Origin of the sequence: Leptotrichia shahii (assembly GCF_008327825.1) — a bacterium.
Lineage (GTDB): Bacteria > Fusobacteriota > Fusobacteriia > Fusobacteriales > Leptotrichiaceae > Leptotrichia > Leptotrichia shahii.
Map to the genome: position 1 here is coordinate 204,590 of NZ_AP019827.1, position 15,423 is coordinate 220,012.

Annotated in this window: 12 protein-coding genes; all 12 read left to right on the forward strand. The window is 28.5% G+C overall.

The features are described from left to right. The 12 genes from F1564_RS01000 to F1564_RS01060 all read left to right on the forward strand — a co-directional run bounded on the left by F1564_RS01000 (nt 1) and on the right by F1564_RS01060 (nt 15,301). On the forward strand, nt 1-1,236 hold the full coding sequence (locus F1564_RS01000; RefSeq protein WP_018451302.1) for an aminopeptidase: 1,236 nt from the start codon (nt 1-3) through the stop codon (nt 1,234-1,236). A gap of 25 nt (nt 1,237-1,261) precedes the next feature. Beyond that, complete coding sequence (locus F1564_RS01005; protein ID WP_018451303.1) at nt 1,262-1,420, forward strand: chorismate mutase; 159 nt, start codon at nt 1,262-1,264, stop codon at nt 1,418-1,420. A 548-nt stretch (nt 1,421-1,968) separates the two neighbouring features. Continuing rightward, nucleotides 1,969-3,294: a ribosome biogenesis GTPase Der gene (gene der / locus F1564_RS01015; protein WP_018451304.1), complete on the forward strand. Its 1,326-nt coding sequence runs from the start codon at nt 1,969-1,971 to the stop codon at nt 3,292-3,294. An 84-nt stretch (nt 3,295-3,378) separates the two neighbouring features. Next, the gene (locus F1564_RS01020) at nt 3,379-4,599 is read left to right on the forward strand and encodes an AI-2E family transporter (RefSeq protein ID WP_018451305.1); all 1,221 of its coding nucleotides are present in this window, start codon (nt 3,379-3,381) and stop codon (nt 4,597-4,599) included. A 6-nt stretch (nt 4,600-4,605) separates the two neighbouring features. Beyond that, nucleotides 4,606-5,091, forward strand: a complete 486-nt coding sequence (locus F1564_RS01025; protein ID WP_018451306.1) for a MarR family winged helix-turn-helix transcriptional regulator — start codon at nt 4,606-4,608, stop codon at nt 5,089-5,091. A gap of 219 nt (nt 5,092-5,310) precedes the next feature. Next, nucleotides 5,311-6,078, forward strand: a complete 768-nt coding sequence (gene tpiA / locus F1564_RS01030; protein WP_018451308.1) for a triose-phosphate isomerase — start codon at nt 5,311-5,313, stop codon at nt 6,076-6,078. Between the two features lie 66 nt (nt 6,079-6,144). Beyond that, nucleotides 6,145-6,351 (forward strand): preprotein translocase subunit SecG, encoded by a 207-nt coding sequence (gene secG, locus F1564_RS01035; protein ID WP_018451309.1) that lies wholly within the window; start codon nt 6,145-6,147, stop codon nt 6,349-6,351. Nucleotides 6,352-6,889: 538 nt separating this feature from the next. Continuing rightward, a complete protein-coding gene (locus tag F1564_RS01040; protein ID WP_018451310.1) occupies nt 6,890-9,763 on the forward strand; it encodes a PD-(D/E)XK nuclease family protein in 2,874 nt (957 codons plus the stop codon). Next, nucleotides 9,750-12,944 (forward strand): UvrD-helicase domain-containing protein, encoded by a 3,195-nt coding sequence (locus F1564_RS01045; RefSeq protein WP_018451311.1) that lies wholly within the window; start codon nt 9,750-9,752, stop codon nt 12,942-12,944. The genes F1564_RS01040 and F1564_RS01045 overlap by 14 nt, the downstream gene beginning before the upstream one ends. 261 nt (nt 12,945-13,205) lie before the next feature. Further along, nucleotides 13,206-14,126, forward strand: a complete 921-nt coding sequence (locus F1564_RS01050) for a manganese-dependent inorganic pyrophosphatase (protein WP_018451312.1) — start codon at nt 13,206-13,208, stop codon at nt 14,124-14,126. Between the two features lie 32 nt (nt 14,127-14,158). After that, nucleotides 14,159-14,512, forward strand: a complete 354-nt coding sequence (locus F1564_RS01055) for a hypothetical protein (protein WP_018451313.1) — start codon at nt 14,159-14,161, stop codon at nt 14,510-14,512. 147 nt (nt 14,513-14,659) lie between these two features. Then, nucleotides 14,660-15,301, forward strand: a complete 642-nt coding sequence (locus F1564_RS01060) for a peptidylprolyl isomerase (RefSeq protein WP_018451314.1) — start codon at nt 14,660-14,662, stop codon at nt 15,299-15,301. Nucleotides 15,302-15,423: the final 122 nt, after the last annotated feature.

A 15,423-nucleotide genomic window follows, 5' to 3' on the forward strand; every position in this document is an offset into this window, starting at 1 on the left:
ATGAACAACTTTGAAGAAAAATTAAATAAATATGCAGAAGTAATTGTAAAAATTGGTGCAAATGTGCAAAAAGGGCAGAAAGTATGGGTAAACTGCACAACTGACTCGTTGCCATTAGTTTATAAAGTTACGGAATTGGCTTATAAAGAGGGTGCGAGTGATGTTCATGTTAAATTGACAGATGATAAATTGTCAAGACTTCATGCTGAATATCAGTCAAAAGAAGTCTATTCATACATTCCTCAATGGGCGATTGACGAGAGAAATGATTATCTTGATAATAATGTAGTGTTTATCCATATTTTAAGCAGTTCTCCAAATTTATTTGCAGGAATTGATCCAGCAAAATTGGGAGCATTGGCAAAAAATGCTGGGGAAGCCTACAAACATTATAGAACATGTATTATGACAGATGTAAATTCATGGACAATTGCAAGTTATCCTTCAGCAGATTGGGCAAAACTTGTATTTCCTGATGAAATAGATGCTGATGCCGCACAGGAAAAATTGCTTGATGCGATATTGAAAACTGTAAGAGTTGATAAAGCTGATCCAGTTAAGGCTTGGGAGGAACATAGACAGAATTTAACTGAAAAAGCTGAATTTTTGAATAGCAAAAATTTCGTGGCACTTCATTATACTTCAAAAGGAACTGACTTGACAGTTGGACTTCCTAAAAATCATATTTGGGTAGCGGCTGGAAGCGTGAATGCGAAAGGAGCCGATTTCCTGCCTAATATGCCGACAGAGGAAGTGTTTACAGCTGGAGACAGAGATCGTGTGGATGGTTATGTTTCTAATAAAAAGCCGCTTTCGTATCAAGGAAATATTATTGATAATTTCAAATTGACTTTTAAAGACGGAAAAGTTGTAGATTTTGAAGCAGAGCAAGGATATGAGATTTTGAAGCAGCTGCTTGACACTGACGAAGGTTCGAGAAGGATAGGAGAAGTTGCTCTTGTGCCAAATGATTCGCCTATTTCAAATTCAGGGCTTCTTTATTATCAAACATTATTTGACGAAAATGCCTCAAACCACTTAGCATTGGGTGCTGCATACCCAACTAATGTAAAAAATGGAACAAAAATGACAGAAGACGAATTAAAGGAAGCTCACATTAATCAATCAATTTCGCATGTTGATTTTATGATTGGTGATTCTGAAATGGATATTGACGGAATTTTAGAAGATGGAACGAGAATTCCTGTATTTAGAAAAGGAAATTGGGCTTTTTAAATTTTAGAATTTTGGAGATAATATCATGAAATGTGACAGCTTGGAAGAAGTGAGAGAAAATATTGATAATATAGATGATAAAATTATAAAATTAATTGCACAGCGTTCAGATTATGTAAAACAGGCTGCTTATTTTAAAAAGTCAAAAATAGATGTAAAAGCAGCTGATAGAGTTGAAAAATAATAGACCTGTTCGATAACTATACAAACTTAGAATTTAATAAAATAAATATCTTGAAGCAAGGGGTCTTGACCCCTTGTATAGATAAAAAAACGTAGGTTATCGAACATATCTAATAAAAAAGGTCAGGAAAAAAGCTAAAATTTATGATAACAATCGAGATGTTGTGGAATTGATTTATAGAGAAATGATAAATTATTTTATCAGTGAAGAAATGAAAATTTTTGAAAAAAATAAATAGTTAATAAAAAGGAACTGCTTTAATTGAACTGTATTTAATTTTTTTAGTCAGCGTAAATTTAAGGGGGTTCTTTTTTATATATTTTTGTAATATCATAAAAAAAACTAATAAAAATATAAAAAGTGTGATAAAATATATTATATATTTAAATTTTTTTTTGAAATTTAAACTCTTTTAAAATTATAAATAAATTAATCTAAATTATATATAATCAGGGTTTGAATGAAATAGTCAAAACTTTTAAATTTATCTTTTAAACAGATTTATTATAAAATTAATGAAAAAATAAACAGGAAAATGGAGGGAAAATATGAAATATACAGTAGCAATTGTTGGTAGACCCAATGTGGGAAAATCAACGTTATTTAATAAGCTAGTGGGAGATCGGCTGTCTATTGTGAAGGATGAGCCGGGAGTTACTAGAGATAGGCTTTATCGTGAGATGGAGTGGAGCGGGAAAGAATTTATACTGGTGGATACTGGTGGGCTTGAGCCTCGAACTGAGGATTTTATGATGGCGAAAATTAAGCAGCAGGCACAAGTTGCGATTGATGAAGCGGATGTAATTATATTTTTAGTTGATGGAAAAGCTGGGATTACTGGGCTTGATGAAGATGTGGCAACTGTACTTAGAAAACAGGATAAGAAAGTTGTTGTGGCTGTAAACAAAATTGATAATTATATGCGTGATCAGGAAAATATTTTTGAATTTTATGGGCTGGGATTTGAGGAGGTTATTGGAATTTCTGGGGAGCATAAGACAAATTTGGGAGATTTGCTGGATGCTGTAATTAACAAATTTGAAGATAAAAAGATAAAACAAACTGAAGATGGACTTAATATTGCTATTTTAGGAAGACCAAATGCTGGAAAATCTTCGCTTGTAAATAAACTTTTAAATGAAGAGCGTTCTATTGTAAGTGATATTGCGGGAACAACGAGAGATACGATTGATTCCAGCTTGAAATATAATGGAGAAACTTATACTTTAATTGATACGGCGGGAATTCGTAGAAAGTCAAAAGTGGAAGATGATATTGAGTATTACAGTGTATTACGTGCAATGAAATCTATAAAAAGGGCGAATGTGTGTGTGCTTATGCTGGATGCAACAGAGCTTTTGACAGATCAGGACAAGAGAATCGCTGGAATGATTTATGAGGAAAGAAAACCGATTATTATTGCTATAAATAAATGGGATTTGATTGAAAAAGATAATAATAGTGTAAAGGAATTTACTGAACTTGTGAAGGCTGATCTGGCGTTTTTGGATTATGCGCCGATTGTTACGATTTCGGCATTGACTGGAAAAAGAACTTTGAATATTTTGGAGCAGGCTAAATTTATTAATGAAGAATATCATAAAAAGATAACTACTGGTCTTTTGAATCAAATTTTGTCAGAAATGATAGCACAAAATCCAGTTCCAACAAGAAAAGGACGGGCAGTAAAAATAAATTATGCAACACAAGTGAACCAAGCACCGCCAAAATTTGTATTTTTTGCAAACAATCCAGAATTGATACATTTTTCTTATCAAAGATATATTGAAAATAAATTAAGAGAATATTTTGGATTTGAAGGATGTCCGATTGACATTGTATTTAATAAAAAAAGTGAAAAGGATTTTGGATAAATTTATGCTATTCCTGTTTTAGATAGAAAATTTGATATATACTCAAACTAAATAGGGTTTAACATACATAGAAAGGAAAAGTGAATGAAATTTTACGATGAAGAAAAACTGTTAAAATTAAGAAATATTTTAATTGTAACTGTATTGGCACTTTTGGCACTTTTACTGTTTTTTAGAGTTTATGATAATTTTGCAAAACCGATAAGGCTTGTTACAAGTACGATTTTTCCGTTTATTTTATCGTTTATAATTGTATATTGCCTTATGCCTTTTATTGATATGATAAGTGAAAAGGACAAAAATGACAGTTTTTTAAAAAATAGTAAACTTGATGAGCTGGAAAAAGTGGAAAAGATGAATATAAGCGATTCAGAGAAAAGAAAAAAAATAGAGCTATTTAATGAAATTTCACAGAGTAATAAGAAAAAGCGAATTAAATTAAATCGTACATTTGCAATTTTGCTTGTACTGACTGTATTTTTTATCATTTTTCTTTATATTGTTTTGACAATTGTACCGATATTTACAAAGCAAGTATCGAGTCTTATTGATTTTTTGCTAAAGAATCAGGGAAAACTTCAAAATAACTTTTTTGAATTTCTTGAAAGAAACAATATTGACCTTAAAAGTTCTTTGATAAGTTCTAAGGATATAATTGTATCAAATGTTATAAAAGTATTAAGTTCAAGTTTTTCATTGATAAGCAGTACATTTAGCTTGTTGTTTATGACTCCTATTTTTACGATAATGCTTATTTTTAGTTATGACAATATTGAAAATGGAGTTAAGCGAGTATTGCGGAATATGGATAGGGAAGATTTAATCATTCTTATAAAAAATATGGACGAAACAATTGGGAAATATATTCTTGTAACGGCACTTGACAGTATGATAGTTGGAGTTGTGTCATTTATAATATTTTATTTTTTGAAAATGGATTACAGTATGCTTTTTTCAGTAATTATAGGTTTTGGAAATGTGATTCCATTTATTGGACCGTTTATTGGATTGATTCCAGCTATACTTTATGCTTTTACAAAATCATTTAAATTAGTGATTTTTATTGTAGTGTTAATTACAATTGTACAAACTATAGAGGCGAATATTGTAAAACCTTGGCTTACTGGAAAATCTGTAGAAATGCATCCAATTACGACACTTCTGGTAGTTCTTATTGGAGGAGCGTTATTTGGAATTGGAGGAGCATTTATTGCAATTCCTGTATATATCATTGTTAAATTAACTTTCCTATTTTTTTGGGAAAAATATACTGTAAATAATAAATTAAATGAAAAAAGGAAGTGAAAATTTATGGATAATAAGGGAAAAATGGAAATTCAAAAATGTATTTATTTTTCAATTTCAAAAATGTTTAGAATAGTTAATAAAATAGCGGAAGAATCATTTGAAAAAATAGATATTTATCCGACACATGGATTTTTGATGATTATATTAAAGGAAGAGGAAAACGGGCTTACAGTAAATCAGATATCTGAAACATTAGCAATAGCTCCATCGACAGTTACACGATTTGTGGATAAATTAATTGCTAAGGGATATGTGAAAAGGGAAAAATCTGGGAAAAATTCAATTACTAAAATAACTGCAGAAGGATTAAAAATAATACCTGACATTTATAAATCGTGGGATGGAATTTCAGAAAAAATAGAAGAAGTTATAGGAAATGAAGAATATTTAAGAAAAACTGGCGAAAGTTTTAAGGAATTTGCAGATGTGCTTGGAAAAGATAAAAAATATGATAAGATAAGTGAAGATTTTGATTTTTGGATTATATAAATTAATTATATAATACTAAATCTCGTTTAAAAATAGAAGTTATATTTTATATGGGGGTATTCCTCCTTACAAGGAAATTTATAATCAGTCTGCTGTTAAAATGGGAGATAATATAAAAAATATTCAAGGAAAAAAATTCGATGTATCAGCATTGATAAAAAAGGTAATATATGGTAAAATAAAAGAAAATGTATTAAATAAATAATGGAGGAAAAAACTATGAGAAAAGTAATAGTAGCTGGAAACTGGAAAATGAACAAAACTGCAAAAGAGGCTGCACAATTCTTCAATGAATTAAAACCTTTAGTAGCAGATGTAAAAAATGCAGGAATTGTAATTGGAGCACCTTTTACTGCATTAGAAACAGCAACTAGAGAAACTGCAGGAAGCAACATTGAAATCGCTGCTGAAAATATGAACGCTAAAGAAAGCGGAGCATATACTGGAGAAGTTTCGCCATTGATGTTAAAGGATTTAGGTGTGGAATATGTAATTTTAGGACATTCTGAAAGAAGAGAATATTACCATGAAAATGATGAAATCATCAATGAAAAAGTAAAATCAGCATTGGCTCATGATTTAAAACCAATCTTATGTATTGGAGAAAAATTGGAAGAAAGAGAAGCTGGAACTACTAATGATGTTGTAAAAACTCAAATTGTTGGCGGATTAAAAGATGTTACAGCTGAACAAATGGCAAATGTTGTACTTGCTTATGAACCAGTATGGGCAATTGGAACAGGTAAAACTGCAACTCCTGAACAAGCTCAAGAAGTTCACGCATTCATTAGAGGATTATTAACTGACTTATACGGAAAAGAAGTTGCAGAAAACGTAACAGTTCAATACGGTGGATCAATGAACGATGCAAATGCAGCTGACTTAATTGCTCAAACAGACATTGACGGTGGATTAGTAGGAGGAGCAAGTTTGATTCCTGAAAAATTCGCTGTAATAATAAAAGCTGGAGATGCAGCAGCTAAATAATTGTTTTGAAAATAAAAAATAATTAGCTATTCTCTTGTTTTTTAGATTATAGGAGGAACTAATAAAGTGTTAGAAAATTTATTAATTGTAGCTTTAGTAATTTTATCAATCATTATGATAAGTGTAATTTTACTACAGCCAGACAGAAGCCAAGGTTTAGCAAAAAGTTCTGCAAATATCTTGGATGAAGAAAAAGAAGGAATTGAAAAATTTACAGAAATCGTTGCAACATTATTTCTAGTCGTTGCAATTTTATTCCAAATTGTAAGATAAATAATTTTGAATATAAAATTTTAAAAAGTAAGTTTTTTTGATTTTTTGTAAAAATATTAAAATCACAGTTAAGAATATTGGCTGTGATTTTTTTTTCAGTTTTTTTCAGAAAAATGTTATAATAATAAAAGATAATTTATAAAGTGAATTTTTGTCAATAAAAATTTTTTCTGTATTTTTTTGTTTTTTCATTTTTTAATGTAAAGGTGATCAGTTGTCATCCCCTTTACAATCCCCGCTTGTCTAAGCGTTTTTTGAAATAGAATTGAAACTCGCTTTTTAATAAGGATTTTTTTTAAATTGTTTATAATTTAAAGGTTTGGAAAAAGCTCAAACAGTCAATTTTATTCTAAAAAATCATGACAATTTAAAAGATATTTTAATTAATATAAATTTCAAGTAAAGTTTAAAAATATAAATGGGGTTATTAATTAAGTTATCTCTTTATGAAAATTAGAAAAAATTATTAAATAAAACATTAATTATAGAATTAAAATTTAAAAGGGGAAAATTTCAACATTAGGGAGGGAAGGATATTATGGAAATTAACTACAAAAATATTGGATCTGATTTAAAAGTTATATTGTTTGAGGAATTTAGGAAAAATGAAGATGTGCTTTTTGTATTTGAAAATTCGGCTTCGTTTTTTGAGATTAAAAGGGAGTTTTTACGAGATGAGGAGATACAGCAGGAATTAGGCATTTTTCAGAATTTCAAGATGATGAATAGCTATGATTTTTATGAAAATCTGTTTGTTACTGATAAAATTGTTGTGAAAGAGGAAAAGCAAGTTGTCCTGTTTTACAATTCGTTGGATGAAAAGTTGAAAAAGAGATTGGAAGTGTCGAGTTATTATGATATTATCGACATTGCCTATAATTATTACAATTTGTTTGCGGAATTACAGGAACATAAGATTAATTTGGAAAAGGTTGAATTGGAAAAATGGCAGGAAGAATTGTTTGAGACGCTGAAAATGGTTGATAAAAAGGTGAAGGAAACTTGTCAGCTGAAGGGTCTGATTTTGCCATATATGCTTAGAAATGTGAAAAATATTTCGGATAATTTTTTGAAAAGATATAAAAAGATTTATTTTGTGAATAAAGTCAGATTTTCTCCGTTTGAAAAGGAACTTGTGGAAAAATTTGAGGAAAAAGGGATAATTGTGGAAAATATTTTACAATTGTTGGAAAATGATTTTGATGAAAAAGAATTGAAAATATCTGAAGACTTTTCATTACCAGCGAAGGAAGTTTTTAATGAAAAGAATATAAATATTGAAATTCATGAATTTGGCAGTAAATTTGGAGAATTGCTGGGGCTGGTTAGAAAATTGGAGAAAGTTGAGAAAGAGAATAAAAAGTCAAGCAGCAAAAATGAGATTCTAAAACAAAATTATCGGATTTTTGAAGCACAAGAAAATACAGAAGAGATGAAAAGTGATTATCAGCTTTTGAGACAGAAAAAGATTTCTTCAAATTTGGAAATAACAATGAAGGATACGAAAATATACCGAATCTTGAATTTGATTTATAATTTGCTAGATAATATGAAGGAAATTGAGAAAAAAGGCAAGGAAAAATTATTTTTATTTCGAGTGAAAGATTTTTATGATGCCTATAAGTCGAATGATTTGTTGAAGATTTTTGACTTGGAAGAGAGTTATTATGTTTTTCAGGATTTGGTTTCAAAAGATTATAAGTATATTTCAAAAGAGGAATTGGAGCGAATAAATCAAGAAGTTTTGGAAAAATTGGAAAAAGGAAACCAAAAGGAAAAATTTAAGGAAGTTTATAAACAAAGGATGATAGCTGTTGGTAAAATTATTAAATTTGTTGAAAAGCTGGAAGAGATCTATAAGTATAGGACATTGAAGGAATATAGCGATTATTTGGAAAAAATTTATTTGGATAATGAGGAGAAAGTGAAACAGGACAAGAATGTAAAAGACAAGTATTTTGAGGCTTTGTCAGAAATGGTTGTGCTGGAAGATTTTAGCTTTGACAATTTGTGGGATAAATTTTTTGATGAAAATGTTTCATCTAATTTATTGAAATTGTTTTTGAAATATTTGGATAAAAAATCAATTGGATTGAACTTGGAAGACAGTATTGAAGATGAATCTGAAGATACTTTTTCAATAAATTCCTTTGCAAATATTTCTGAAAATGCGAAGGAAAATATAATTATTTTAAATTTACAGGATTCATTTCCAAAAGTGAAAATTCATAACTTTTTGTTTTCAAAAGTTCAGCGTGCGAAAATGGGTCTTCCTACAAGTGACGATAAAAAATTGATTGGAATATTTAAAATTTATCAAAATATTCTTGCAGCGAAAAATGTGTATTTGGCGTATGTTAAGGATTTGGAAAGCAATGTTGATTCGGCGAGTGTTATTGAGGAATTGAAGTTGAAGTATGGAATTGGAGTTATAAAAGGTGAGATAAGTGAAGCAGAAGAACTTTTTTTTGCAAAGAAATATTTTTTGAAGGACAGAACAGAGAAATGGGTGCAAAAGGAAATTGGAGAGTTTATTCCATCGAAATTGGAGAAAAATTTTGAAAAAATAAAAAATGAAAAATTGAGTTTGGGATATTATTCATTTGAGAAAATGAGAGATTTTGAGTATGGATATTATTTGGAAAAAGCGATAGGTGAGCAGGAAGCTGAAGAAATTGAAGATGAAATAAATGTTAAGATTTTTGGAACGATAATTCATGCTTTTTATGAGAATGTTGTTATGGAGAATAAGGCAGCTTTGGAAAATAAAATTTTTAAGATTGATCGGGATCAGTTATCAGAAATTTTGAAAAGAGTTCTGAATTCATTTGATTACAAGGTTCCTAAGGAATATTTAGAATTTTATAGAAAAGTTTCGTTTGAAGAAATTTTAAATTCGGCAGAGAAATATTTCATGGAATTTACTGAAAAATTGAAAGAGGAAGAGGATATCGAAATTCATTTTGAGGAAAGAATAAAGCTCTCTTCAGAAAAAGAATTGTTTGAAAATGTGTTTGTTAATGGAGTTACGGATTTACATATAAAAACTAGTGATAAGGATTATTTATTTGATTATAAATCTGGGAAATTGAAAGACAGTAAAAAAGGTTATAAAAATTATAAGGTTGACAAGGCATTGGAACAGTTGGATTATTATTCGTTAATGCTGGAAAATGATGGAGAGAAAAAAATTGAGAAAATAGTTGTTGATACTTGGGAAGGGAAATTGGTGTCAGATGAAAGAAATGAAGATAAGATATTAACTAAAAAAACTGTTGAAGAAATTATTACAAGATATCAAACTGAAAAATATTATGATTTAGGGAATTTTAAAGATCCAAAAAATTATTTTTACAAAGAGTATAAAAATATTTGCAGAGGGGAGGATGAAGTAGGTGATGAGGAAGAATAATATAATTTTAAAGGCTAGTGCAGGAACAGGGAAAACATACAGATTGTCGCTAGAATTTATAGCTAACTTAATAAGAGGTGTTAATTATAAAAATATAGTTGTAATGACGTTTACAAAAAAGGCGACTGCTGAAATTAAAGAGAGAATTTATGATTTTTTGCATCAAATTGCTTTTAATGAAGGAAATGGGGCAGAATTAGAAAAAAACTTAAAAGAAATTTATAAATTTGATAATTTGAATAAAAAGGAATTGCAAAATATTTATTTTGAGATGATAAAAAATAAAGAGGATATTCGGATTTCCACGATAGATGGTTTTACGAATCAAATTTTTAAAAATGCGATTGCACCGTATTTTAATACTTATAATTATGAAATTTTAGATAAGGAAACTGATGAATTTTATTCAAAAATCTTGATTAAAATTATTGAAAATAAGGAAATTTTTAAAGATTTTGAATTTATTATTGATGAAAAAAAAGAGAAGAAAAATATTAAAAAATATATGGAAATTATTGAAGAGATATTGGGGATGCAGTCTAATTTTGTTTTGGCTAAAGATTTTGAGATGCTGGAAAATGAAGAGAAAGTATCGTATAATTTTTTAAATAATCTAGATGATATTGTGGATACATTAAAAAAAGCACATGATAAAAAGAAAAGTAAAAGCATATACAGAAAAAAGTATGAAAATTTCTTTTGTGAATATATAAAAATTTTAGAAAATCAAAAGTTAAATGAAAATGAAAAATTAAAAGAAAAAATAAAATTAGTTGAACAAAATGATGCTCTTTTAGTGATGGTTGAAGATAAAGAACCATATTGGATAAATGCTGTTGTAGGTGATACTAAAAAAATAGATATGTCGGCTGAAAGGGAAAGTGCTGAAAAAAGTAAGGATCAATTAAAAGAGAGATTGTCTAAATATATCTATTTAACAAAAATTTTGCCATTAGACAAAAAATTAAAGAATATAGCCCAAATAATATTTAATATCGCTAAAAAAATAAAAATTTCTTCCAAAAGATTTACTTATAATGATATTCTAGTGTATACGTATGAATTTATTTTCAATAAAGATTTAAAATTTGTAAAAGATGATAAGGTAACGGAAGAATTTCTTGAATTAATTGGTGGAAAAATAGATACGATTATGATTGATGAGTTTCAAGATACGAGTGTTTTACAATGGAAAATTTTGAAATTGCTGATGAATACTTCGGAAAATATTATTTGCGTTGGTGATGAGAAACAGAGTATTTATAGCTGGCGTGGCGGTGAGAAGGAGTTATTTGAGAAATTGGAGACGATAAACGAAGGAAATGTTCAGAATTTGAATAAATCGTATAGAAGTTATAAGGCTATTATTGAAAATGTTAATAAAATCTTTAATGGTTATGATGCAAAATGGAATTATGCTGACTCAAATTACAGAGATGACAAAGAGTACCAGAAGGGATATTTTGGATATTTTATTCAAGATACAAAAGAAGAAGCACCAAAAATTTATACGAAAATTATTGAAATGATAGAAAATGGTCAAATAAAAAATTTAGGAAAAAGTGCAATCATTTGTCGTACGAACACACACCTGAAAGAAATTGCGGATGTGCTGAATGAGGCAAAAATTCCGTATACGCTTGAAAGCAAAACAACAATTTTAGAGTATAAGCCAATTGTTCCGATGTATCAGCTAATTAAATTTTATGCATTTGATAATTTCAAATACCTGTTGGAATTTATGAGAAGTGATTTGATAGGTGGATTGAATAGCCATGTAAAATATTTGCTTGAAAATAAAAATGAGATTATTAAGTATATTAATGGAAATAGCTTTGAGAAGGTTAATAAAAATTCAAAAATAATTAGTTTTAAAGAGTTTATTGATATGCAGGAAGATGAAAATACAAAAGAAGAACTTTTGAAATATAAAAGAATTAATATTCTAGAAAGAAATGGCTTGATTTTTGAGATAATTCTTGAAAAAGTTAAGGAATTGAGAGCATTGTCGATTGACTTGAATAATAAATATGAAAAGGAAAATTTTTCGAGAAAACTTGTTGAGAACTTTGAGATAACAAAATTTTATTCGACAAATAGTGATTTGAAGAATATTTTCATATTTTTTAACATTTTGAAGAAATACAGTAATTTGTATGAATTCATTACGTTTATTGAGGAAAGAAAGGACAATTTTAGACAGGTCAGCAGCAAGGATATTAATGCAATAAACTTGATGACGATTCATGCTTCAAAGGGATTGGAATTTGATACGGTATTTTATTATAAGCGTAAATCAAATAAGGGAAATAACGATAAAGAAAATTTAAAAAGCTATTTAGATTTTGATGAAAAATTTTCTGATGTGAAAAAATTTATATTATTGTTTTCAGGTTATGATAAGAAAATGATTAAAAATGATTTGAGTAAAATTATAGATAAAAATGCTCAAAAGGAAGAAATGGAAGAAATTAATAACGATTATGTCGCATTGACTCGTGCCAAGAAAAATTTGATATTGTTATTTGATGCTGAAATTACTGACAAAAATGGATATACAGATACTCTAGCAAAGAGAATGGTTGATGTCTACAGAGATGAAAATAGATACAAAATAGGTGAAATCGTAGAATCAGAAATTCCTGAAGAAACAACAGATACTTCAGATGTAAAAATTAGCAATAGTTTATTCAAAACATATTTTGACGATGATAAGTTTATTGTAAAAACATCGGTAAACACGTTGGAAAATGAGTTTAAGCGTAAAAAAGGTCTTGCAATGCACTATTATTTCGAGCATATTCTGAATGATTTAGAAAATGAGAAAAAGATAGCAAAATCTGCACTTTTGAGCCGATATGGGAATATGCTGGGGAAAAAAATTGTGGAAGAACTGATTGTCAGAATGGATAAATTTATTGAAAAGAATAGTGGTATTTATGATGAGAAATACAAAGTTTATACAGAATTTGAAATCTATGATTCTGATGGAAAGAAGCGTATTATTGATAGAATTAATATTGATGAGAATAACAGGAAAATTTATATTTATGATTACAAGACTGGATTTGAGCCTGAAACGAAAAAAGAATATCAGGAGCAAATTGAGGAATATAAGAATATTTTAAGGGGAAAAGTTTCAGAGGATTATGAAATTGATGTAAAATTATTGGAAGTTTAAAAATATACTTGAACCCATTCAAAATTAAACTGTCAAAAATTATATAAACTTAGGATTTGAGTAAAATAGTCATAGCTTTTGAAATTCAGTTTTAATTCTTACTATAAATTATAAAAGTATTTGATTTAACAAAGAACGAGAACTCTTGCTTTAGAATATCTATTATTTTAAGTTTTTTTCAAAAAATGGCTTTTTCTATTTCAAAAATAAGATTAATAGGTTATAATAATATAAAATGATTAAAATTTAGGAGGAAAAAATATGTCAATATTAGTTTTTGGACACAAAAATCCAGATACAGATACAATTTGTTCGGCAATTGCTTATGCAGAACTAAAAAATAAATTGGGAAAAGATGTAAAGGCTGTAAGACTTGGAGAAATCAATGAAGAAACTAAATATGCCTTGAACTATTTTAAAGTTGAAAAGCCTGAATTGGTGGAAAATGTGGCTGGAAGGGAAATTATTTTAGTAGACCATAATGAAAGAACCCAGACTGCTGATGGATTTGAAGAAGCAAAAGTTCTGGAATTGATTGATCATCACAGAATTTCAAACTTTAATGTGGATGAACCATTGTATGCAAGAGTAGAGCCTGTTGGGTGTACTGCAACTATTATTTTAAAATTATTTAAGGAAAATGGTCTTACACCAAGTAAAGAAACTGCTGGACTTATGTTAAGTGCCATTATTTCAGATACATTATTGTTCAAATCTCCAACTTGTACACAATGTGATGCGAAGGCTGGAAAGGAATTAGCTGAAATTGCTGGAGTAGATTTAAAGGAATATGGACTTGAAATGTTAAAAGCTGGAACTGCACTTGGAGATAAATCTGAAGCGGAACTTCTTAATATGGATATGAAAATCTTTGAGATTGACGGTACAAAAATTGGTGTGGCACAAGTTAATACTGTAAATGAAGCAGAAGTTTTGGAAAGAAAAGAAAAATTATTAGCTGAAATTGATAACATTATTGCAAAAGAAGGGCTAAAGTTCTTTATGCTTGCAATTACAAATATTTTGACAAATGATTCTGCTGCTTTAATTTCTGGTGATGGAAATGATGTTGTTGAAAAGGCATTTGGAGAAAAAGTTGACAGTAATTTAGTAACTTTAAAAGGTGTAGTTTCAAGAAAGAAACAAATTATTCCGCCATTGACAAAAGTGATTCAAGGATAAATTTACAAAAATAAAAAATAAGGATTTTAAAAATGGCAATAATAAAATTTAAAAAAAGGGAAGAGCTAAAAATCTTGTTTGCGATAAAACTTCCTATGATAATTTCTGAACTTTATAAAGAAGCTAGAAATAAAAGGGAAGCAAATGAAATAATAAGAAATTCCCTTAATATGAAAAAAAATAGAGTAATTAACACATTGGAGCTGGTTGACGGATTTGGAAACCAGTTTTCCGTCCTTGTAATTTATGATAATATTATGGAAGAAAAGGAGCTTCTAAAATATAATCTAGATGTTGAAAAAATTGATTTTAGAATTTTAGAATTTGACTTTAATAACAAAATTGAAGTTGAAGATACGATAAAATATATAAAAAGGGCACATTAGCTTTTTGGCAGTTATATAAATTTTAGCAAGAGTTCAAGACTCCTTGTTATGAAGTAAATCTAAGATTAGTTTATAATTTTAATTACAAGTATAAAGTCGATAATTAAAGCATTAGTGTAATTTAAAATAAAAAAGTGAGGGAAAATAATGAAGAAAATAGCAATATTGGTTAGTGTGTTAATGATTATGATAGTCAACACTGTAAATGCCAAAGGAAGTAGGAATCAGCAAAATAAAGAAAATAAAAAATTTGAAAAGATAATGAAGGATTTTCAGATGGAAGCTGTAATGAAAACCACAAAAGGAGATATCGCATTTTTTCTATATCCTGAAGCAGCTCCTAAAAATGTTGCAAATTTTGTATTTTTGGCAAAAAATGATTTTTACAATGGACTGAAATTTTTTAGAGTTGTTCCAAATGGGCTTGTTCAGGGAGGAGATTCTGCTGAAAATGGAACTGGAACAACAGGATACCTTATTCCAGATGAGAAAAAGAAATGGCTAACTTTTGATGTGGAAGGAATCTTAGCGATGTCAAATTCAGGTCCAGATACCAACAGCAGTCAGTTTTTCATTACTATGCAAGCAATGAAAGAATTAAATGGAAAATATACAATTATTGGCGGAATAAAATCTCGTGAAGATTTAAATGTATTGAGAACTTTAAGAGAGGATGACAAAGTATTAAACATTGATATTAAAGGAAAGAAAATAGACAAGTTCTTAGATTATTTTCCTGATGAAGTCAGTGAATGGGAATCAAAATTAAAAAAAATGTCAAATCAATAAAAATATTTAAATTTTTAATTTTAGCTGAAAATTCTTGATATATGAAAAAAAACGTGCTAAAATTCTAGAGTAAATTAAAATAATGGGCAATTGTAAAAATGAAAGCAAAGCAGTATTTATAA

What these genes read in the sequence shown, in the direction of transcription:
- F1564_RS01000 (WP_018451302.1), top strand. Translation starts at nt 1, where the DNA reads ATGAACAACTTTGAAGAAAAATTAAATAAATATGCAGAAGTAATTGTA.
- F1564_RS01020 (WP_018451305.1), top strand. Translation starts at nt 3,379, where the DNA reads ATGAAATTTTACGATGAAGAAAAACTGTTAAAATTAAGAAATATTTTA.
- F1564_RS01055 (WP_018451313.1), top strand. Translation starts at nt 14,159, where the DNA reads ATGGCAATAATAAAATTTAAAAAAAGGGAAGAGCTAAAAATCTTGTTT.
- F1564_RS01060 (WP_018451314.1), top strand. Translation starts at nt 14,660, where the DNA reads ATGAAGAAAATAGCAATATTGGTTAGTGTGTTAATGATTATGATAGTC.
- der (WP_018451304.1), top strand. Translation starts at nt 1,969, where the DNA reads ATGAAATATACAGTAGCAATTGTTGGTAGACCCAATGTGGGAAAATCA.
- tpiA (WP_018451308.1), top strand. Translation starts at nt 5,311, where the DNA reads ATGAGAAAAGTAATAGTAGCTGGAAACTGGAAAATGAACAAAACTGCA.
- F1564_RS01050 (WP_018451312.1), top strand. Translation starts at nt 13,206, where the DNA reads ATGTCAATATTAGTTTTTGGACACAAAAATCCAGATACAGATACAATT.
- F1564_RS01025 (WP_018451306.1), top strand. Translation starts at nt 4,606, where the DNA reads ATGGATAATAAGGGAAAAATGGAAATTCAAAAATGTATTTATTTTTCA.
- F1564_RS01045 (WP_018451311.1), top strand. Translation starts at nt 9,750, where the DNA reads ATGAGGAAGAATAATATAATTTTAAAGGCTAGTGCAGGAACAGGGAAA.
- F1564_RS01040 (WP_018451310.1), top strand. Translation starts at nt 6,890, where the DNA reads ATGGAAATTAACTACAAAAATATTGGATCTGATTTAAAAGTTATATTG.
- F1564_RS01005 (WP_018451303.1), top strand. Translation starts at nt 1,262, where the DNA reads ATGAAATGTGACAGCTTGGAAGAAGTGAGAGAAAATATTGATAATATA.